Origin of the sequence: Rhizobium sp. M10, from assembly GCF_002531955.1 — a bacterium.
GTDB lineage: Bacteria > Pseudomonadota > Alphaproteobacteria > Rhizobiales > Rhizobiaceae > Rhizobium > Rhizobium etli_C.
On record NZ_NWTA01000012.1, the window covers coordinates 43,321 to 62,753 of the forward strand.

Annotated in this window: 17 protein-coding genes; 11 read left to right on the forward strand and 6 right to left on the reverse strand. The window is 62.0% G+C overall.

Annotation, left to right across the window (positions count from 1 at the left end; genetic code table 11):
- Window positions 1-45 precede the first annotated feature (45 nt).
- From CO671_RS19840 to CO671_RS19855, 4 genes are all read left to right on the forward strand, one after another.
- Window positions 46-1,992 (forward strand): EAL domain-containing protein, encoded by a 1,947-nt coding sequence (locus CO671_RS19840; protein ID WP_097607342.1) that lies wholly within the window; start codon window positions 46-48, stop codon window positions 1,990-1,992.
- 117 nt (window positions 1,993-2,109) lie between these two features.
- Window positions 2,110-2,967, forward strand: a complete 858-nt coding sequence (locus tag CO671_RS19845) for an AraC family transcriptional regulator (RefSeq protein ID WP_097607343.1) — start codon at window positions 2,110-2,112, stop codon at window positions 2,965-2,967.
- Between the two features lie 36 nt (window positions 2,968-3,003).
- Window positions 3,004-3,738 carry an AzlC family ABC transporter permease gene (locus CO671_RS19850; protein WP_170965014.1) on the forward strand — a complete coding sequence of 245 codons (735 nt, stop codon included), beginning with the start codon at window positions 3,004-3,006 and terminating at the stop codon, window positions 3,736-3,738.
- Window positions 3,735-4,040 (forward strand): AzlD domain-containing protein, encoded by a 306-nt coding sequence (locus CO671_RS19855; protein WP_097607344.1) that lies wholly within the window; start codon window positions 3,735-3,737, stop codon window positions 4,038-4,040. Before CO671_RS19850 ends, CO671_RS19855 begins: the two co-directional genes overlap by 4 nt.
- 178 nt (window positions 4,041-4,218) lie before the next feature.
- On the opposite strand, the gene CO671_RS19860 is transcribed toward CO671_RS19855, so the two are convergent.
- The 6 genes from CO671_RS19860 to CO671_RS19885 all read right to left on the reverse strand — a co-directional run bounded on the left by CO671_RS19860 (window position 4,219) and on the right by CO671_RS19885 (window position 12,691).
- The gene (locus CO671_RS19860) at window positions 4,219-5,367 is read right to left on the reverse strand and encodes a VWA domain-containing protein (RefSeq protein ID WP_097607345.1); all 1,149 of its coding nucleotides are present in this window, start codon (window positions 5,365-5,367) and stop codon (window positions 4,219-4,221) included.
- Window positions 5,357-7,687 (reverse strand): DUF5682 family protein, encoded by a 2,331-nt coding sequence (locus CO671_RS19865; protein ID WP_097607346.1) that lies wholly within the window; start codon window positions 7,685-7,687, stop codon window positions 5,357-5,359. Before CO671_RS19865 ends, CO671_RS19860 begins: the two co-directional genes overlap by 11 nt.
- A gap of 3 nt (window positions 7,688-7,690) precedes the next feature.
- Window positions 7,691-8,773 (reverse strand): AAA family ATPase, encoded by a 1,083-nt coding sequence (locus CO671_RS19870; protein ID WP_010032790.1) that lies wholly within the window; start codon window positions 8,771-8,773, stop codon window positions 7,691-7,693.
- Window positions 8,766-10,178: a DUF5691 domain-containing protein gene (locus CO671_RS19875; RefSeq protein WP_097607347.1), complete on the reverse strand. Its 1,413-nt coding sequence runs from the start codon at window positions 10,176-10,178 to the stop codon at window positions 8,766-8,768. The genes CO671_RS19870 and CO671_RS19875 overlap by 8 nt, the downstream gene beginning before the upstream one ends.
- Entirely contained in the window at window positions 10,175-11,557 is a 1,383-nt protein-coding gene (locus CO671_RS19880) for an SWIM zinc finger family protein (protein ID WP_097607348.1), read from the reverse strand. Before CO671_RS19880 ends, CO671_RS19875 begins: the two co-directional genes overlap by 4 nt.
- Window positions 11,558-11,665: 108 nt before the next feature.
- Window positions 11,666-12,691: a LacI family DNA-binding transcriptional regulator gene (locus tag CO671_RS19885; RefSeq protein WP_097607349.1), complete on the reverse strand. Its 1,026-nt coding sequence runs from the start codon at window positions 12,689-12,691 to the stop codon at window positions 11,666-11,668.
- A gap of 441 nt (window positions 12,692-13,132) precedes the next feature.
- On the opposite strand from CO671_RS19885, the gene CO671_RS19890 reads away from it, so the two are divergent.
- The 7 genes from CO671_RS19890 (at window position 13,133) to CO671_RS19920 (ending at window position 19,405) form a co-directional block, all read left to right on the forward strand.
- Window positions 13,133-14,278, forward strand: a complete 1,146-nt coding sequence (locus CO671_RS19890) for a fatty acid desaturase family protein (RefSeq protein WP_097607350.1) — start codon at window positions 13,133-13,135, stop codon at window positions 14,276-14,278.
- 47 nt (window positions 14,279-14,325) lie between these two features.
- Window positions 14,326-14,637: a MocE family 2Fe-2S type ferredoxin gene (locus CO671_RS19895; RefSeq protein WP_097607484.1), complete on the forward strand. Its 312-nt coding sequence runs from the start codon at window positions 14,326-14,328 to the stop codon at window positions 14,635-14,637.
- Window positions 14,634-15,470: a 3-methyl-2-oxobutanoate hydroxymethyltransferase gene (locus tag CO671_RS19900; RefSeq protein ID WP_097607351.1), complete on the forward strand. Its 837-nt coding sequence runs from the start codon at window positions 14,634-14,636 to the stop codon at window positions 15,468-15,470. Before CO671_RS19895 ends, CO671_RS19900 begins: the two co-directional genes overlap by 4 nt.
- A 94-nt stretch (window positions 15,471-15,564) precedes the next feature.
- On the forward strand, window positions 15,565-16,506 hold the full coding sequence (locus CO671_RS19905; RefSeq protein ID WP_077989851.1) for a substrate-binding domain-containing protein: 942 nt from the start codon (window positions 15,565-15,567) through the stop codon (window positions 16,504-16,506).
- A gap of 69 nt (window positions 16,507-16,575) precedes the next feature.
- Window positions 16,576-17,598 carry an ABC transporter permease gene (locus tag CO671_RS19910; protein ID WP_097607352.1) on the forward strand — a complete coding sequence of 341 codons (1,023 nt, stop codon included), beginning with the start codon at window positions 16,576-16,578 and terminating at the stop codon, window positions 17,596-17,598.
- A gap of 2 nt (window positions 17,599-17,600) precedes the next feature.
- Window positions 17,601-18,362 carry an ATP-binding cassette domain-containing protein gene (locus CO671_RS19915; RefSeq protein WP_097607353.1) on the forward strand — a complete coding sequence of 254 codons (762 nt, stop codon included), beginning with the start codon at window positions 17,601-17,603 and terminating at the stop codon, window positions 18,360-18,362.
- Window positions 18,359-19,405 (forward strand): hypothetical protein, encoded by a 1,047-nt coding sequence (locus CO671_RS19920; RefSeq protein ID WP_097607354.1) that lies wholly within the window; start codon window positions 18,359-18,361, stop codon window positions 19,403-19,405. Before CO671_RS19915 ends, CO671_RS19920 begins: the two co-directional genes overlap by 4 nt.
- The last annotated feature ends 28 nt before the right edge of the window (window positions 19,406-19,433 follow it).

Genomic DNA, 19,433 nt, shown 5'->3' on the forward strand with positions numbered 1-19,433 from the left:
TTGCAGTTTATTTTCGCTGGATCGTAGCCGAGCTGGCATCGTTACATGAGCGCGGCTTACCCTACTGTGCGGGGTGACGAATCAACCGACAGCTTTTCATTTGCCGAGGCTTGCAAATCTCTGGAAGCCGAAAATGATTCTGCCAGAAGGCAAAGCTCACGGCATGGTCTTTGGATCGCGGTCGCCGTTTATCTGTCCTTCGCACTTCCCGACCAGTGGCTTATCCCCGACGTTGCGCCTGTGACGATCGCCGCGCGATTCGTCGTCGCAACGATGGCGCTGCTGACTTTCGAAGCCTTGCGATTGGCAAAAGCGAAAATCGTCTGGCTCGACATCACATGCGCCGCGGCACTGCTTGCGGGCTATTTGGGCTGGCTTTACCCGGCGATTGGCACCCGTGACGTCGCTGCCATGTCTTACTATATGATTTTCGGCGCCATCTTCATGATGGGCGCCAACCTCTTTTTCAGTTTCTCGTTTCGGCTGTCGGTGATCACCTCCAGCTTCGTGCTCTGCGCGTTTTTCGTGACGATCGAGGCGTATTTTCCTTCAAGTCAAATCTACAAGCTCGCCTTCGGCATGTTCTATATTTCCTGCTTTGTCTTCACGTCTTCCATCAATTGGCGATTGAATGTCGAGCGTCGAAACGTGCTGCTGAACGCGGCGGAGGCTCGCTATCAGCACTGGGAAGCCTCCGAGCGCGGAAGGTCGCTGCTCGAGCTTTCAAATACCGACTATCTGACAGGCATAAGCAACCGACGCGCGCTGGACCTGCGGCTCGACGAATGCTGGGCCGCCTGGAAAGACGAAGGCCGTGACTTTGTCGTGTTCCTCATCGACGTCGACTTCTTCAAACGCTTCAATGATCGCTACGGGCATCAGGAGGGAGACCGATGCCTGACCGTCGTCGCCAATGCGCTGAAGGCGGTTGTAGAGTCGTCCGGTGGCATGATCGGCAGGTACGGCGGCGAGGAGTTTATCGTGGTCATGCCGGCTGAAACTCCCTCGATCGCGATGAGCTTGGCCGAAAAGATCAGAATGGAAGTCGAGTTTCTTGCGATTGCCCATGACGAGCGACCAGATGATAGCCCGATCGTAACCGTCAGCATCGGCGTTGCTTTCACCCGCGACGACGTCGGAGAGAAAGTGGAGCGAATAGTGCGCGAAGCCGATCTTGCTCTCTACAATGCCAAGGCAAGTGGCCGAAATTGCATTCGTAGGTTTGATCCCTCGTTGCCTCGCCCCGATGACAATGCTGGTAAGCTCGTCCCGCTACTGACGGCCGCCATTGACCGCAAACTGGTCTCGCTCGTTTACCAACCGATCTTCGACCTGACGAACGGGAGAGCAAAAGCCGTCGAGGCTTTGATGCGCCTCAGGATGCCGGACGGTACTGCGGTTTCGCCGAGGACATTCATTCCGGTTGCAGAACGAACGGGCGCTATCCTCGAATTGGGTAAGTGGGCGATCGAGACGGCATGCCGTGACATACTGATGACAGATCGGATGGCCACCGTCAGCGTCAACGTGTCGCCCATACAACTGCGCTCCCCGGGCTTCGCTGCGAGCGTCGCTGATATTCTTGCTCGGTGCGGGGTCTGCGGGTCGCGGCTGGCCTTAGAGGTCACCGAGGGCCTGGACATGGATATGCAGTCGGAGGTGCTGAAATGCATTGCCGATCTGCGGGCTCTCGGCGTCGAAATTTGGCTTGACGATTTCGGCTCCGGCTTCGCCGGCCTCTCTTGGCTGAGGGCGATCGAGTTTCAGACGGTCAAGGTCGATCGGACTTTTCTGCACGACTGCTCCAACCCACGCGGGTTGACGATGCTTCAGGACATGGTCTCTCTCATCCGCAATCGTGGGAATACGATCCTGGTGGAAGGCGTCGAAACGGCAGCACAATTGTCCCTGCTCAAGGATCTTCGCATTGACCGCGTCCAAGGCTTTCATGTGGGAATGCCGGTTAGCGCCGAACGTCTGAACGCGGCATAAGTCCAGCTCAACGTTTCCAGAAGACCGGTATCTTTTGCCGATCGGCTGGGAATGTGGCCAGTTTCAATGATCACTTTTGTTCAAGAAGCGTCGCGGGAAAACTGCTATATCCGCCCGATGCAGAATATTTCCCAGGAACAGGCGACCGAAGCCATGCCACTCGCGGGAGCGGAGACGACGCGCTTTTGGCGCGATCCGCGCTTCGGCGGCATGGAATGCCTGAGCGCGACCTTCCTGACGCATGAGTTCGCACCGCACGCCCATGATACGTTCAGCATCGGCGCCATCGAGAGCGGCAGCCAGATCGCCACGATCTGCGGTGCACGCGAGGCCTCCGGCCCCGGCGATCTCTATTTGATCAATCCGGGCGAGACGCATGACGGGGCGCCGACCGATGGCGGCTATCGCTATCGCATGATCTATCCCGACCTGTCGCTCTTTCGCGAAATCCTCGAGGATGTCACCGGCCGCACCTTTCGCGGCACGCCGGCCTTCGGCAAGCAGATTCTTCACGATCCCAAACTGGCCGCGGCGTTTCTTGGTGCCCACCGGACCTTGGAGGCCGGAGTCGGGGCACTGGAGACCAGCCAGAGCATGTTCCTGGTGCTCGACGCAATGTTTCGTCAGCATGGAAGCTCGATCATCGTGCCGACCGACACCTCGGAGCGTTCAGCGGTTCGGCGCGCGCGGGATTATCTGACGGAACATTATGCGACCGATCTGGGGCTGGAAGAACTCGCCGCCGTCGCCGGCCTCAGCCGCGCGCATCTGATCCGCGCCTTTCGCAAGGAATTCCATATCACGCCGCACGCCTTCCTTACCGATGTCCGAGTCAGGAGCGCGCGCCGCAGGCTGCGGGCGGGTGACCTGCCGGCAGAGGTCGCGCTGGAATGCGGTTTTGCCGACCAGGCGCATTTCACCAGGCACTTCAAGGCGCGCACGGGATTAACTCCTGGCCAGTATCGGGCGAGATAATCACTTTCGTTCAAGACGTCGCTTCGGCACGGCTCTATGACCTCGGCATCAAGCGGAGGTTCGAACGTGCGCAAAAATGAGATCTGGGCCGAATTTTCAGGCGGAATGCGGGCGATCGCGCCACTCGTTGCCGCCGTCATCCCGATTGGGCTGGTGTTCGGTGCCGTCGCCGCGACGAAGGGGCTCTCGCCTCTTGAAGTCGGCCTGATGAGCGCGCTGGTTTTTGCCGGCGGCTCGCAATTCGTGGCGATGGATATCTGGACACATCCCGCCTCGTGGACAAGCCTCGGTTTTGCAGCCCTTCTCGTCAACATCCGCCACGTGCTGATGGGAGCATCGATCGTCACAAAGATGCAGTCGTTTTCACCGCGCGCCCGTTATCTCTCGGTACTCTTTCTGGCCGATGAAATCTGGGCGATGGCGGAATTCCGCGCCGGGGCGGCGAGGCTGAAACCGGCATGGTTTGCTGGGCTGGCAGCGCCCTTCTACCTGGCATGGGTTCTTTCCGGGCTGGCGGGCGCCACACTCGGGACGTTCCTCGGCGATCCCGCAACGCTCGGATTGGACTTTGCCTTTCCGGCCGTCTTCATCGTGCTCGTCATGGGTTTCTGGAAGGGACGAGAGACCGGCGCCGTTCTGCTTGCGAGCGCCGCGGCGGCCGTGCTTACCCATCACTTCGTACCCGGCGTCTGGTATGTCGCGGCCGGTGCTCTTGCCGGTGTCGCGGCCGCGACCTTCAGCGGTATGCGCCGCCTGGAGGTGACGCCATGACTCTCGACCTGCAGACCCTGCTCGCCATTCTGGCCATGGCGGCTGCGACGATCCTGACGCGTGTCAGCGGGCTCTTTCTGCTGCGGTATGTGTCGCTGGACGGCGGCAGGCGCAAAGCGATCGAATCCATTCCGCCCGCAGTGCTCATGGCGGTGGTGGCGCCGACCGCTTTTTCGACAGGGATCGCGGAGAGCGCCGCCTGTGGCGTTACCGCGCTCGCGGCCCTTCGCTTGCCGATGCTGGTCTCCGTCGCGGCCGGCGTCGTCTGCGTAGCGCTGCTCAGGGCGGTCGGCCTGAGCTGAACGGCTTTGAGGGGGACTAGAGCATGATGCCGAAAAGTGTGAGCGGTTTTCGGGCGACATCCTGTTCTGGTCGCCGAACTTGACGATGCCGACGATTGCCGGATGGGCGGCAAGCAGCGCCCCGCTTGCGTCATAGGCAAGCCCCGCCCCGCGGCCAAGTTGACCATTTCACGCGTTCTCAAGCACCGCGCACAAGTCCGATTCCATTTGCGCTTGCCCATTGTCCGATATCCTGCTTCGTTAGGGCGACGGCCATCAAGTCAGGAAATTGATCCGGCGTGCAGGCGAAGACCGGGCAATCCATGGCGGCGATCGCGCCGGCGTGGCGGGCGTCGTAGCCCGGCCTGCCGTCGTCGGAGAGCGCCAGCAGAACGATGACGTTGACGCCGGATTGCTTGAGCGCGGCGACACGCGCCAGCATGGAGCCGGCATCCCCGCCTTCGTAAAGGTCGGTGATGAGAACGAGATGGGTCTTGTTCGGCCGGTCGATCTTGGTCTCGCAATAGGCAAGCGCCGCATTGATATCCGTGCCGCCGCCGAGTTGCACGCCGAACAAAACCTTGACCGGATCGGCCAGATCTTCCGTCAGGTCGACGATCGCGGTGTCGAAACAGACGAGCTTCGTCGACAGGACCGGAAGGGACGCCATGACGGCGGCAAAGATCGATGCGTAAACGACCGAAGATGCCATCGAACCGGACTGGTCGACGCACAGCATGACATGATCGAGATCGGCCTGCGTCCGGCTTTTACGCGCGAACCCCACCAGGGTCTCCGGCACGATCGTGTGGAAATCCTCCTGGTAGTGGCGAAGATTGGCGCGGATCGTCCTCGGCCAGTCGATATCGGCGTGACGAGGCCGACGGGTGCGCTGCGAACGGTTCAGGGCGCCGGTCACCTTCTCCACCGTTTTGGACTGCAATCGCTTCATCAGGTCCTCGACCACCTTGTTGACCACCGCGCGGGCAGTCTCCATGGTTTTGGCGGGCATTGCGCCGCGCAAGGAGATGAGATCGGCAACGAGATGCACGTCCGCTTCCAGCGTCTCGAGAAACTCCGGCTCCAGCATCAGCGCCTTGAGATTGAGGCGCTCGAACGCGTCCTTCTGGATGACCTGGACGACAGGCGAAGGAAAGAACTCGCGGATGTCGCCGAGCCAGCGCGATACTTTCGGCGAGGATGCACCGAGCCCGCCGCGCCCCTTGCGCCCCTCGGATTCGTAGAGGACCGACAGCGCGCGGCTCAGGCGCTGGTCCCGCTCGCCGAGACCCTCCATGTCGTCGTCGCCAAGTGCCAGCTTCCAGCGTCGGATACGTTCAGAAGTCATGCGCGTCCATTCCCAGGATCGTCTTCAGCAAAGGCAGCGCCCGTTCGAAGGCAGGGTTGTCCTCGATCACATCAGGCGCGGCCGATCGTTCCTTTCTTCCACCGGCGATGCGTTCCATGATCCGCTTGCGGCCGACCGCATCGAAACCGGTCAACGCACGCCGGAAGAGCGGCAGGCTCTCCACGAAAACCTCTTCGTCCAGCCCGCAGAGCCATTCGTCGATGAGGAAGAGCAGCGTCTGATCCTGGATCAGCACCTCCGCAGACCCCGAAATGAAGGCTTCGATGAAGGCGCCGGCCCGTGTGGGGCTCTCGCCCACGATCTGCCGCGAGAAGGCAGCCGAGATTCGCGGCTCGTCCCAAAGACTAAGGTCATGCAGACGGCGGAGACTGACGCCCACGACCGGCGCCGCCGCCTGCTCGTCGTCGACCAGGAGGGCGAGCTGGCGCCGCCATTCCTCGAGCAGCGCGGGATCGCCAAACAGGCCAAGAGCTTCGTCATAGGCGCGCATGGCGATGATGCGCTGAGATGCGGCATCATCGTCCAATTGGCGAGAACCGATCCGGACGCCGGCATTGACTTCGACGCTGAGTGCGGCGATCAGCGCGCGAAGCTCCGGCTCCGGCAGCTTGCGGGCGGTTCCGTAGCGGACAATGCGCACGAGCGGCGCGACCGCGTTCATCAGATCGGTGATGTCATTGTTCTGCACGGCGGCGGCCTGCAGAAGATCGATACAGGCGCTGGCAGCTTCGGGAAGATCGGCAACCAGCGCGCCGCGCACCAGTTCCGAAAGCGCCGCGATGCCGTTCGCGTTTCTGCCTCGATCGATCGTCGCCGCCGCTGCGGCCTGTTCGATCGTCAGGCCCCAGACAAGCGCCTCCGCCAGCCCGACGGACATGTCCGGCGACCATGCGAGGCTCCAAATCTCGCGGTAGGTTCCGCGCCCGGCCTCCGCGTCGATCAGCCGGCCCCAATGGACGCCGATCAGGTTGAGGCGGTGCAGGAAGGTCGATTTGAGCAGCCCCGCCTCGCTTCGCAGATCGAGCTTGATCTCGCTTGCCGTTTCTTCCGGCTTCAGCCGCGTCCTGCGGCACCACAGCTCGAAATCCTTGGCGAGCGGCATTTGCGGCACCGCTTCGTCGATCTCGCCGATCCGGCTGCCGATATAAAGCTTGCGCTCGATCATCGCGAGCGGGATGTCGTCGCCATGGCATAGGCTGGAAAGCGAGGCATCCCGCATTTCGGCCAGTCCGGGCACGCTCAGCCCCCGCATGCTGGCGAGCCCGAGCGCAAGGCGGGCCGCCTCAATGGCTGAGGCTGTCGAAGCGTCAAAACCTTCCTGCCGCAAAAGAGCTGCCGTCCGCGCCTGCCAGACGGCGGCAAAGGCTTCCGGCCCGTCATGACGATCGCTGGAATAGAGGCTCCAGAGATGCCGATACCAACCGGGCGAAATGACGCCTGCGCCATAACCGGACGCGTAGCTCAACCGCCCGTCACTCCAGGGCGCCCAGGTCGCCTCTACCTTCACCTTCGGCAGATCCTTGACGATGGCGCGGTCCTCGGCGACCGTTGTCTCGGCGCGCAGCCCGCCCACATGCCAGGCGCCGATCACGACCGCGACCTCGCCGTCATGCTGCTTCAGCGCATCCCGGATATGCCCGCGCATGAAGGCCTCACGGCGCTTTTCGCGCAGCCATTCGGCATCGCTCATGCCGCCCGCATCCGCCTGATGCTGACGCGCTTCCGTCATTGCCGCTTCTATGGCGGCGAAAATTTCGAGCGGCGACTGGCCGCTGCCGTGCTGTTCGATCAATCCGTTCCAGAAGCTTTCGCCATCACCATATCCGGCGGCCTCGGCAAGCAGATCGAGAGGGTCGAGGCGGATCGTGGGGGCTTCCGAAACGCCCTCCTCCGGATCTTCGCCCTCGCTATTTTCTGCCAACTCCGCCGCCTTCCTTTCGAGGGCGGCAAGCCGTTCCTCCCGGGCCGCTTTGGTCAGCGCCAGGGACACGGCGGCCGGCCAGTCGATGAAACGGACAGGACGGCCGTGAGCAAGCGCCCATTGCATGGCCACCCATTCCGGAGAGAATTCAGCAAAAGGCGCGAAGACGGCATTGGCGGCCTCATCGGCCGCGTAAAACAGCATGGCCAATGGCGGCTTCATGCCAGGCAGCGCCGCATGCTGGATCAGCGCATCGCCTTCCGTCGACCCTTCGATCAGCACGCAGGCGGGATCGAGCGCGTCGAGCGCGCCCTTCAGAAGCGCCGCCGAACCCGGCCCGTGATGGCGGATGCCGAAGAGATGCGCCTTCCGCTTCATGGTTCAGATCACCTCGCGGATGGCCTCGTAAAGATCGCGCCAGCCGTCGCGGGTGCGCACCACGGTTTCGAGATATTCCGACAAGGCGACGCCATCCTGCACCGGATCCTTGACGACCGCGCCGACAATATTGGTGGCAAGCGCATTGGCATCGATGCGGCCATCGCCGAAATGAGCGGCTTCCGCCCAGGCCGAAACGCCGACGGAGATCGCCTCGGCGGTCGACAGCGTACCGGTCGAGGTCTTCAGTTTCGTCTTGCCGTTCAGGGTCTTGCCGTCCCGAATTTCACGGAACAGGGTAACGACGCGGGCGAGTTCCTTGTCCGCGGGCTGGATCGGCGGCAGACTGAGGTTGGTGCCGATCTCGCCGACGCGCTTCACGACGATCTGGGTCTCCTCTTCGAGCGTGTTCGGCGATGGCAGGACCACGACGTTGAAACGCCGCTTCAGTGCCGAGGAAAGCTCGTTGACGCCCTTGTCGCGATTATTGGCCGTGGCGATGACGTTGAAGCCGCGTTCGGCATCGATCGCGATATCGAGCTCCGGCACAGGCAGGATCTTTTCCGAAAGAACCGTGATCAGCGTGTCCTGCACGTCGGAGCCCATGCGGGTCAGTTCCTCGAGCCGGAGCAGCGTTCCCTCCTCCATCGCCCGCACCAAAGGCGTCTTGACCAGCGCCTCCGGCGACGGCCCCTTGGCGAGCAGCAAGGCATAGTTCCAGCCATAGCGGATTTGATTTTCGTCCGTGCCGGCTGTGCACTGGATCAGGCGTTGCGAAGAACCTGATATCGCCGCGGCCAGATGTTCGGAAACCCAGGATTTCGCCGTCCCCGGCAGGCCAAGCAGCAGCAGCGCCCGGTCCGTCGCGAGCGTGGCGACGGCAGTTTCGATCAGTCGCCGGTTGCCGACGTATTTGGCCGATACCGGCGTTCCATCGGATGCCTTTCCGCCAAGGAGATAGGTAACGACCGCCTGCGGAGAGAGCTTCCAGTTGGCGGGTCGGGGACGGTCGTCGCCCTTCGCAAGGGCGGCCAGTTCGCCAGCGTAGATCTGCTCTGCAGGACGGCGAAGTTGGGCTTCAGGCATTTGCGGTCTCCAGGCTGTCCATGAGGTCGAGGAAAAGAATGGCATTGCTGCTTTTGGCGGGATCGAGCCCGGCAAGCTCGGCGCGCAGCGTCGAACGCATCGATGACGGGCACATGACGGCCATGCTGTCGGCGATATCGGCTTCGAAGCGCCCACTGTCCCCGCGCAACGCCTGCCACGGCTTGGAGCGCAGGATATCGCCGAAGACGTTTTCCGTCGTCTGCCCTCCCAGCCATTGCGCCATCCCCCGCATCGCCCAAGGCGACGTGTCGGCCGCCCACCTGTTCGGCCGAAAGATGTATTCGATCCAGAGCTGCCGCATATCAGCGGGATAATCCGCCAGTATTTCGCTATCGAGCTGGTGAAAGGCCTCCCAACCATTGAGGAGATGGCGCTCGGTGATCAGCTTGACGATATCCAGCCGCTTATCCTGCGTCGCCATGAAAAGCAGTGCCGCCAAGAGGTCGCCTTGCTTCTCGGCGGCAGCCACCACGCCATCTACCGTCATCGACAAGGCGTCGGCCAGAACCTCCAGACCGACTAAGCCGAAGGTCTCGTTGAGCCAGCTCATCTTTGTAAAATCTCGGACGGTGGCGGGCACGTCGAGCGACAGGGCCGTCTTCTTGAAAATCAGCCCGGTCTGGGAAACCTTGATGCGTTCCAGGGCGGCGCGCAAAGCCGGATTGTCCCCTTCGAACCCCGGCAAGCGGACGAGCAGCCTCTGAGCGAGCTCGCGAACGCGTGGCGCGCGATCCTTCTCCAAGCTCCTCAGAAACGGCGCATCTGCTTCCGACAGATTTTTCCAGAACGCGGCGAGAAGGCGCACGCGGCTATCGGCATTCTCCGACGTCCAGGCTGCCTCGACCATCGCCCGCGCAGCATCCGGATCGGAAGCTCTGCGGCCGTTGATGTAGCCAGCTTTCACGGCTGGCGTCGCAAGCATCCAGGTGTCGTCACTCAGGCTGTCGGGCGCGAAGTAATTCTGCTTCTGCGCGACCGGCGTTTCACGCTCGGAAAAGGCAAGCGCTTCCGCTCCGAGATTTTCGGCGTGGGCTTTCACAAACGGTTCGAGCCTGGGCAGATCGAACGGATGCAGCCGGAGCCTCTTTTCGGCAAGCTTTTGGACGATTGCCGCGGACAGTTGACCCGACGCCTGGTTCTTGCCGGAAAGCAGCCGAAGCAAGAGCTTCCTTGCCGCGTCCGGCAGGATTGCCGCATGATCGGTGATAGCCTCCTCGGTTTGGAACTGTCCCGGCGGCGGCGGACGGTCGAACCGCAATGCCTGGCCAGCAAGCGCCAGCGCCTGCAGCGGATCGGTGGCGCCGATACGATCGAGTGGCAACCCGCTCCGGGTACCGGACAGAAGCTTCGGCAGGATCTCGCTCTTCAGGCTGGTCAAGCTCATGCGGTCCACCGTCCAAGCGCCGTTTCAGACCAGCAGAGCGTCAGCTCGGTCCCATCCCAAAGCCCGGCGCCATCGATCGCTTCGAGTTGCAGGAGCGGCCAGCTTGCCGCCGATTGCGATTTCGCAAGCGGAAGACTGATCCCATGGCCGCTGAGGTGGATGGTTTCGCCCGAGCGCCTGAGCCGCGCGCCGCGAAACATGACCGGATAGTCGCCGAGCCAGGGTTTTTCGGTCAAGGCCTCCTCGTAAAGGCCATAGGCGTCGGCGAGATCGTGCGGCGGAAGCGCCAGCGCAGCGTCGGACATGACGCTGCCGGTTGCCTGGCTGGCGATCAGCGCCCGCAATGGCACGCTCGACGGATAAAAGATCAATTCAGCTTCGAAAGTATCGCCAACGCTGTAGCCGCTTGAGGAGGCGCCCGTCGAAACCGGGACGTATTCGATGAGCACCGCATGCCTGTCGCTACCGTGAAGCCAGGTCTCGATTCGGCGGAGCTTATCCGGCTGCACCTCGCTGCGGGTCGCCCAAACTCGCCAGGCGCCGGAAACGCGTAGCGCCCGTTCATCCTCGAGCAGCGCTTCACGCGTGACGTTCCAGCCCATCATCTGCCTGAGATCCTGGCGCAACGGCTCGGACAGGCTATCCTGGCGCCGATAGGCCTCGGCCAGGAGATGCAGGGTAGCGAGTTCCTGAATGGCAGCAATCGGGCGGGCAGCCTCCGCGCAGGCGAAAAGCCGCGCCGGAATGGTATCGACCCGGAGCGCCAGGCCGGAGGCCTTGGCGTCAAACAGGCGCTGAGCCATTACCCGGCAGGTAGCCGTTGCCTTGGCCGGAAAGGCGGCGAAACCAGCATCCATCTGGTCTGCAATCCAGATATTGAGCTCGTCGAGGCCGTTGGCGATGGACGTCTCGCGCTCAAGCCGGTTGCGTTCCCGAGCCGCCGCGGCCCGGGCCTCCGCCTTCGGATCAACCACCGCGTCGATTTCCTCGGTCGCCGCGATCGACGCTTTGGGTTTATCGGCGCCGGCTGCTGGAGCGCCCGCATAAGGTCCGCGTCGGCGCGACAGCCAGTCGTTCACCCAGTCCGGCGCCGTTCCGGTCGCAAAATCGACCTTGCCGTCAGCGCGCATCCACATCAAGGCGAGCGAATGCTTGCAGGGAAACTTCCGGCTGGGGCAACTGCATTTGTAGCCGGCATCGGGTTCGGTGACGGAAATTCTGTAGGGCGTGGCGCCGGAGCCTTGGCATTCGCCCCAGATGAGGCCCGATCCGTCCTGGGCGAGTGTCGGCCAGCTCGAGGATTTGAGAAGCTTCTTGGCCGCGGCGAGCGAGCCTTGATCCGGGGCAAGCTCTTCTATCTTTGCCAGACTCAAACTCAATGGAACCCCCGACTCGGCCACATTCCACTATCGCGCGTTTTCTGGCATGGCATAGCAGAAAGTGCAACGCCTGCCCGGCGCAACAACCCGTCATGGAATCACTCTGCTTCAAACGAGTGGGATATTCTCGCGAAAGATGATTCGTGGCTCGATGTTCTTCAAGGACAAGGTCGGCGTGCTTGCCGCGATCGAGCCGAGGAGCCTTATGACAACCTGCTCGCCGATCAGGCGCGCATTCTGGTCGATCACGACGTCGATCAGATCTTCTGCCAGCCATGCCCGCGTCGCGTCAGTGAGGTCATGCATGATGACGAAGGGACGCTTGTTTCCTTGCGCTGCTTGCAGAACTTCAGCGATGCCGGCCCTGCCTGCGCCGACGCAATAGACGCCGACGAGATCGTCGGTGTCGCGTAGCATCCGTTCCATCGCCGGCTGGGACAGCTTGTTCTCGTCACGGGTTTCGATGGCAGGAAGGATCGTCAGATGCTTGAATTGCTCCTCCAGCAACGTCCGGAATCCATATTCCCGCTGCTGGTGTCCGTGGAGCGTTCGCGAGCCGAGGAACAGTCCTATCGATCCCTTCTTCTCACGCGACGTGAGGCCCATGATCAGCGCCGCGGTTCGCCCCGCCACCAGATTATCGACGCCGACGAAGGCAGAGCGTGGGGTCGAGAGAACATCGGTCACGATGGTCACGACGCGGACGCCGGATTCGCACAGGCGCCGGATCGCATGCCGTGTCTTCGGGTGATCGACGGCAATCACGCCGACGCCGTTGGTCCGGAGCGGAAGACCTTCCAGCGCCGCTACGAGCGCGTCAGGGTCGATGCCGTCGAGTGCCGTGACATTGCACGACGCCACGAGCGGCAGGGATGACGCGAAGGTGGTGATCTTCCTGGCGACGTCCTGCATGAATGAGTTGTGCGCAAAGGGGATGAAGAACTCCAGATGTGCGGGGCGCGAGGGCAAGGCAAGCATCCCCTCGGTCGGCAGATAGCCCAGTTCCTTCGCGGCGCGAAACACCCTCTGGCGATTGGCGGCGCTGACACCACCACGGTCATTCAATGCTCGATCGACCGTTGCAGTCGAGAGGCCAGCCTTCCGGGCGACATCGGAAATCGTCGTTTTCTTCATGATCCTTCCCTTTGCGCAGTTGAGGGAAATGCCGTTTTGTCACATCAAAAGATGAAGCTAATTACATCATACTCCACCTGCAACATAAGTAAGGGCCGCGAAATGAAATGAGCATCTGAAATACAATAATTACCAAGAGTTCCGCTGAAATCCAATCAATATGGGAGGAAGAAACTGATGTGATTTGATGTGATATTGAGTTGCGAAGCTTCTGTCGGCAGCCCAGTTTGGCATCGGCAGGGTCATTACAACATCACGGGTAGCAGGCCGAGGATCGCCAGATCTCGCAGCGGCCCTGCGTGATGAATATGGATGTAGGGGCGAACGGGTGATGTGTCCGGAGCGATCCGAGGTGCCGGCGGCAATACAGGTGAACGGCCTGAGCGGGACCGGTCAGTCGCTTTCAGCGCAGCATTTGTTCCCGCCACCGGAGATGATCGCATGAGCGCCAATTCGGCCAATAGCGAAACATGCGGGCAGTCTGCCGCCCTCCCCCGCGGCTACGGTTTGACCGGTGCTTCCGCTAGACAAGCCGTCGAGGCCGGCCTGGTGGCGGCCGAATGGTATCACACCGACGTGCCGCGCAAGCTGATGAAGGAGTTGATGCAGCGCAGCGACCAGCCAGCGATCCGCGACACGATTCTATGGGCAGTTCTCCACGTGGCTTTTGCCGCTGGCGGCATCTGGTTCTGGGGCAGCTGGTGGGCGGTGCCGTTCTGGTTTGCCTATGGGGTGATGTATGGCTCGGCCTGCGACGCACGCTGGCACGAATGCGGCCACGGCACCGCCTTTCGCACGCGCTGGATGAATGACGTGCTTTATCACATCTGCTCGTTCCAGGTGGCACGCAACCCGGTGAACTGGCGCTGGAGCCACGCCCGCCACCATACCGATACAATCATTGTCGGCCGAGACCCCGAGATCGCCTGGATGCATCCAATCGCGCTGACGCTGAAAGCGCTGGCCTATACCGGCGTGGTCGAGGTCTGGCAGAACCTCAGGACGCTGGCGCGTAATGCGGCCGGGGCCCTCTCGCCGGACGAGAAGGACTATGTGCCCGAGAGCGAATGGCCCAAGGCGATGTTCTGGGCGCGGGTGCATATGGCAATCTACGCAGCCGCTATGCTGACCAGCATCGGCATGCTCATCGCCGGTGCCGGTTGGAAGGCGGCGATCCCGCTTCTTCTGATCGGCGGTCCGCGCATCTATGGCTGTTGGCATATGGTGATGACCGGGCTCCTCCAGCACGGCGGGCTCGCAGAGGACGTGCTCGACCATAGGCTTAATTCGCGCACCGTCCATATGAATCCCGTCAGCCGCTTCATCTATTGGAACATGGGCTATCACGTCGAACACCACATGTTCCCGATGGTGCCTTACCATGCGCTGGCAAGGCTGCACGAGGCGATCAAGCACGACCTGCCGCCCGCCAACACCTCGATCTGGGCCGGCTATCGCGAGATGTTTCAAGCGATTATGCGGCAGAGACGGGAGCCCGGCTATTATCTCAAGCGTGCCTTGCCGCAAGGGGCGAAGCCTTATCGCGAAGAGCTGCATGCGGCTGTGCCGGAAAGGTCCCTCGCATGATCGCCCCGCCATCAGAGATGCCCATTGAACATGGAAGCGAGGACCATATGCCCTGGATTGCTGCCTGCGCCGAAGACGACATCGAAAAGGAAGACGTTTTGGGCTGGGTCCATGGCGGACGGAGCTTTGTAATCTTTCGCAGCCCTGACGACGAATTCTTTTGCACCGATGGGCTCTGTACCCACGAGCAGGTGGAGCTCTCAGACGGATTGGTGCTCGACTATGTGATCGAGTGTCCCAGACATAATGGCCAATTCGACTATCGAACGGGAGAGGCCAAGCGCTCGCCTGCCTGCGAGAACCTGCGAACCTATTCCGTCCGGCGCGAGGGCGGGCAAGTCCTGGTGTTGGTCGAATGACAGAGTTGAGAAAACAGGAGAGCCGGGGCGCCGCATCACGCCGTTTGCCGACGGTGGCGGACCTGTGCGCCTGGAAAGGCCGGCGCCAGTTGACCATGCTGCGCTATTTCAGCCTCGATGAGGCGGCAGCCGCCGAAGCGGCGGGGATCGATATCGCCTCGGTGCCGGCCGAGATCGTCCTTGATCCACGCTACCGCGCGGTTGCGCCGACGGTCTTCTCGATGACCGGGCAGACCCATCTCGAGATGGGTACCCCGGACGATTATCTGCGCTGGTGCGGCAATGCGCTGAGCCGCGGCGCCGACGCGGTCTACTGTTCGGGCTCGCTGAAGACGGTCGAAAAGCTCTCCCGTGAATATTTTCCCGTCGTTGGTCACGTCGGGCTGGTTCCTACCCGCGCCACCTGGACCGGTGGCTTCAAGGCCGTCGGCAAGACTGCCGAGGCGGCGTTGCGGCTCTTCAAGGAAGTCAAAGCCTATGAGAGCGCCGGTGCCTTCGCGGTCGAAATCGAAGTGGTGCCCGCAGAAGTCGCAGCCGAGATCAGCAAACGGGTCGAAATCCTGTTGTGGTCGATGGGTGCCGGGGCTGGCTGCGACGCGCAGTATCTCTTCGCCAACGATATACTGGGCTACACCGAAGGTCACGTCCCACGCCACGCCCGAACCTATCGCGATTTCGGTGCGGAATATGCGCGGCTGCAACGCGAGCGGATCGCAGCTTTCACCGAATATGCCGCGGACGTCGCCGGTGGGGCCTTCCCGCAGGATTGCCATCTGATCCGCATGGATCCGCGCGAACTGGAGAAGTTCATCGACGGGGTCGATCGGCAATGAGGAGGCCGCCCGCCGCCACGTCGCGCGTCATACAACAGCTTTCACCGGCCGGGAGGAGCTAGAGACCGGCCAAACCAAAGGGAGGAAACGGGACATGCTGAGACGGACTTTTCTGGGCGCGGTGGCCGCATTGGCGCTGATGCCGGCAGCAGCAATGGCGCAGAGTGCGGCGAATAAAACCTTTTACTGGATATCGCACGGCTCCCCGACCGATCCGGTCTGGACCTACTTTCTTCAGGGTGCCGAGAAATTCGCTGCCGATACCGGCGTGAAGGTGAACACGTCCTTCCATTCGAACGATGTACCGAGCCATCAGGAAGCCATCCGCGCCGCCATCGCCGCCGGCGCGAACGGCATCTGCACAACGAGCCCGGGGCCCGGCACCTTGGTGGATGTTGTCAACGAGGCCAACCGGGCCAACATCCCGGTCATCAACTTCAACACCAAGGACCCGGCGCCGGCCTGGAGAGCCTATGTCGGCGTCGACCTCAAGGTCGTCGGCCGCACCTGGGCACAGTATCTGGTCGACCATAAGTTGGTGAAGAAGGGAGATTTCGTCTGGATGCCGCTCGAAGTTCCGGGTGCAGGCTACGGCGAAGAGGAATCGGCGGGTGCCGACGAAGTGTTCAAGCCGCTCGGGATCACCTGGGAAATCCAGGATGCGTCCTACGACCAGGCCGAGGCCATCAACCGGATGACCGACTACGTGACCGCCAACCGTAAGAAGATCAATGCCGTCATCGGTCTCGGCGATCTCGTAACCGGCTCCGTCAAACGCGTGTGGGATCAGGCCGGCATCGCCAAAGGCGAGATTCCGGTGGTGGGATGGGGCAACTCGTTGGATACGACCACAGAGGTCAGCGAAGGTTATGTGAATGCCGGAATGTGGCAGGATCCGTTGGCAACCTCATACATGTGCCTCTCGGCGCTCATGTCTGAAGCGAGCGGCATCCCGATCAACTTCGACATCATCACAGGCGCACTCTACGAGGCCGATAAGGCGCCGTTCTACGCCAAGATCATGGGCGGCAAATAAGCATGCCATCCCGGCATCCGCGGTACCTTGCCGCGGATGCCTGTTCCAGCCCCAACGCGAGAGTCCACAATGATCGAGCAAAGCAGCGACGCTCTTACTCCGCAACGTGACAGGCCTAGCGTGGTCAGGACGTTTATCGCCTATCCGGAATTCGGGCCTTTCGTCCTTCTGATCGCGATGCTCTTCGTTTTCACGGCGATCAACCCCGCCTTCCTGTCGCTGATCAATGTCGGCAATGCCCTGACTTTCACCGTCGAACTCGGCCTCATTGCGCTCGCAATGACCCTTCTGATGACCGCGGGGGAATTTGACCTTTCGGTCGGTTCGGTCTTCGGCTTCGCCCCCGTGGTGATGTGGACTTTGTTCAATGCGGACGTGCTTCCCTTACCGCTGGCGTTCCTTGCGGGAATAGCCGTCGCTCTGGCGATCGGTCTTTTCAACGGTCTGTTCGTCACCCGTCTCGCTATCCCTTCATTCCTGGTGACGCTGGGTACGCTGCTGGTCATCCGCGGCACGGCCTTGTGGCTGACGGCCGGCTTTCCGCAGCGCACCTGGGACGCCGAAGAGCAGTGGTTGGCGCAATTGCTGGTCGGCGACTTCTATATCGGCGACCTGCGCGTTTTCATGAGCCTCATCTGGTTCGTGGCGCTAGCGTTGGCGCTACACTACGTCCTGACCCGCACCCGGTTCGGCAACTGGATCCAGGCGACCGGCGGCAACCCCAATGCTGCCCGAAACCGCGGGGTGCCGATCGCCAGGGTCAAGGTCATCCTGTTCATGCTGTCCGCCGCAATGGCGGCCTTTGCCGGCATCGTCTCGTCGATCCGCGTCTCGGCCGCCAACCCCAATGCCGGAACCGGCTACGAACTCGAGGTCATCGCGATGGTGGTGATCGGCGGCACCGTGCTGAATGGCGGCCGCGGGACAATTCTTGGGACCCTGCTCGGCGTCCTGATCCTGCGACTGATGCGCAACGGGATCGTCCTGATCGGGGTGCCCGGTCTCGCCTACAATATTTTCATCGGTGCGATCATCCTGGCGATGATGGCGCTCCATGCCGGCCTTGAGCGCCGGCACAATACGGGGGTCTGAGGATGAGCGGTACCGAAACCCTCGTCGAGATGCGACACATTGAGAAATTCTATGGTCGCGTCCACGCTTTGCGCGATGTCAACCTCACCATAAGAAAGGGCGAGATCGTCGGCCTTCTCGGCGATAACGGCGCGGGCAAGTCCACCCTGATCAAGGTGCTGTCGGGCGCGGTTCCCTACACGTCCGGCCAGATCTTCATCAAGGGCCGCGAAGTGCGGTTGCGCAGCACCAACGACGCGATCGCGAGCGGCATCGAAACCATCTACCAGGACTCCGCCCTGGTCCCGCAGCTTTCCATTGCCCGCAATCTCTTTCTTGGACGGGAGCTCAGAACAGGCCCCCGCTTCCTCGACCGGCTGGATCAGGAGCGGATGAACGCGGTTGCCGCCGATCTTCTGAAGCGAGTCGGAATTTCGAAGAACATTCCGCCCACTACGCCGATCGGATCGCTTTCCGGTGGGGAACGGCAGGCGGTGGCAATCGCGCGCGCCATGTACTTCGACAGCGACCTCATCGTCCTTGACGAACCCACCAACAATCTCGGTGTCGCCGAAACCCAGGGTGTGCTGCGTTTCGTGCGCGAGGCACGCGACACCGGCCACTCCTGCATTTTCATCGCGCACAACATCCATCATGTCTTCCAGGTGGTGGACCGCATGGTGGTGATGCGACGCGGCACCGTCGTCGCCGACGATCTAAGCCCCGCTACCTCATCGATCCAGGAGGTCGAAAATATCATCACCGGCGAACATATCGCGGCATGATCGAGATCCGTGCCAAGGGAATCCGTTTCGGCTTCGATGCGCGGACCGGTCTCCTCGACGGCTTTACAGTGGAAGATGAGGGGCACGAAATCGCTCTGCTGCACCGTGCGCCCTGGGTCGGCACGGAGGAGATAATGCCGCCCGGTACGCCGCCGCATCTGATGGTGCTCGGCGGCGATTTCTTCTGCGCACCCTTCGCAGGCAGCCAAGAGGGATCACCCCTTCATGGCTGGACCGCCAATTCGCCCTGGGACGTGGTCGAACAGGTGGCTGGGCGGCTGCGGGCCAGGCTGCAGCGCACCGTCTGCGGCGCGACCGTCACCAAGGAGCTCGAGGTTGAAGACGGGCACGCCTGGGTCTATCAGCGCCATGTCTTCGCCGCCGGGAGCGGTCGCATTGCGATCTCGAACCATGCCAACGTGTCGCTGCCTCGGGGCGGACTCATCAGTTGCTCCCCCAAATCGGCATGGGAGACGCCGCCGGCGCCGCCCGAAGTCGATTCCGCCCGTGGGCGTTCCGGCCTGCGCTACCCCTCGCGGTCAACGGCGCCCGACCGCTTTCCTGGGATCGACGGATCGGTGGATCTAAGCCGGTTCCCGTGGAACCCGCGGCATGAGGATGTCGTCATCGCCATAGAAGGCCGCGAACACAGCTTGGGTTGGACCGCAGTGACGCGGCCGGTCGAGGGAGATCTGTTCCTTTCCCTCCGGAATGCCCGCCGCTTGCCCATGACTATTTTCTGGCATTCCAACGGCGGCCGCGACTATCCCCCGTGGTCGAGCCGACACTTCGGCTGTTTGGGGGTCGAAGAGAGTGCGGCCGCAGCCTTGCTCAGCCACTCCAGCGAAAACGACCTCTCAGGTCCCGGGGCACTCACCCTCGTCCGGGACGGGGAAGCCGAAGCGAGGCATGCCATAGGCGCCATCTCGTGGCCTTCAGGCGAGCGCGTCGAGGATATTCGTGTAGTGGATCGTGCCATAGAAGTTTGCGGCGATCGAGGAGGGTTCCGGCGCCTGGCTTTCCGGGCGCACTTTCTCGACTGAGGCGAAAGACGCAAGATCGGTGGGTAGA

What these genes read in the sequence shown, in the direction of transcription:
- CO671_RS19840 (WP_097607342.1), top strand. Translation starts at nt 46, where the DNA reads ATGAGCGCGGCTTACCCTACTGTGCGGGGTGACGAATCAACCGACAGC.
- CO671_RS19845 (WP_097607343.1), top strand. Translation starts at nt 2,110, where the DNA reads ATGCAGAATATTTCCCAGGAACAGGCGACCGAAGCCATGCCACTCGCG.
- CO671_RS19850 (WP_170965014.1), top strand. Translation starts at nt 3,004, where the DNA reads ATGACCTCGGCATCAAGCGGAGGTTCGAACGTGCGCAAAAATGAGATC.
- CO671_RS19855 (WP_097607344.1), top strand. Translation starts at nt 3,735, where the DNA reads ATGACTCTCGACCTGCAGACCCTGCTCGCCATTCTGGCCATGGCGGCT.
- CO671_RS19860 (WP_097607345.1), bottom strand. Translation starts at nt 5,367, where the DNA reads ATGACTTCTGAACGTATCCGACGCTGGAAGCTGGCACTTGGCGACGAC.
- CO671_RS19865 (WP_097607346.1), bottom strand. Translation starts at nt 7,687, where the DNA reads ATGAAGCGGAAGGCGCATCTCTTCGGCATCCGCCATCACGGGCCGGGT.
- CO671_RS19870 (WP_010032790.1), bottom strand. Translation starts at nt 8,773, where the DNA reads ATGCCTGAAGCCCAACTTCGCCGTCCTGCAGAGCAGATCTACGCTGGC.
- CO671_RS19875 (WP_097607347.1), bottom strand. Translation starts at nt 10,178, where the DNA reads ATGAGCTTGACCAGCCTGAAGAGCGAGATCCTGCCGAAGCTTCTGTCC.
- CO671_RS19885 (WP_097607349.1), bottom strand. Translation starts at nt 12,691, where the DNA reads ATGAAGAAAACGACGATTTCCGATGTCGCCCGGAAGGCTGGCCTCTCG.
- CO671_RS19890 (WP_097607350.1), top strand. Translation starts at nt 13,133, where the DNA reads ATGAGCGCCAATTCGGCCAATAGCGAAACATGCGGGCAGTCTGCCGCC.
- CO671_RS19895 (WP_097607484.1), top strand. Translation starts at nt 14,326, where the DNA reads ATGCCCTGGATTGCTGCCTGCGCCGAAGACGACATCGAAAAGGAAGAC.
- CO671_RS19900 (WP_097607351.1), top strand. Translation starts at nt 14,634, where the DNA reads ATGACAGAGTTGAGAAAACAGGAGAGCCGGGGCGCCGCATCACGCCGT.
- CO671_RS19905 (WP_077989851.1), top strand. Translation starts at nt 15,565, where the DNA reads ATGCTGAGACGGACTTTTCTGGGCGCGGTGGCCGCATTGGCGCTGATG.
- CO671_RS19910 (WP_097607352.1), top strand. Translation starts at nt 16,576, where the DNA reads ATGATCGAGCAAAGCAGCGACGCTCTTACTCCGCAACGTGACAGGCCT.
- CO671_RS19915 (WP_097607353.1), top strand. Translation starts at nt 17,601, where the DNA reads ATGAGCGGTACCGAAACCCTCGTCGAGATGCGACACATTGAGAAATTC.
- CO671_RS19920 (WP_097607354.1), top strand. Translation starts at nt 18,359, where the DNA reads ATGATCGAGATCCGTGCCAAGGGAATCCGTTTCGGCTTCGATGCGCGG.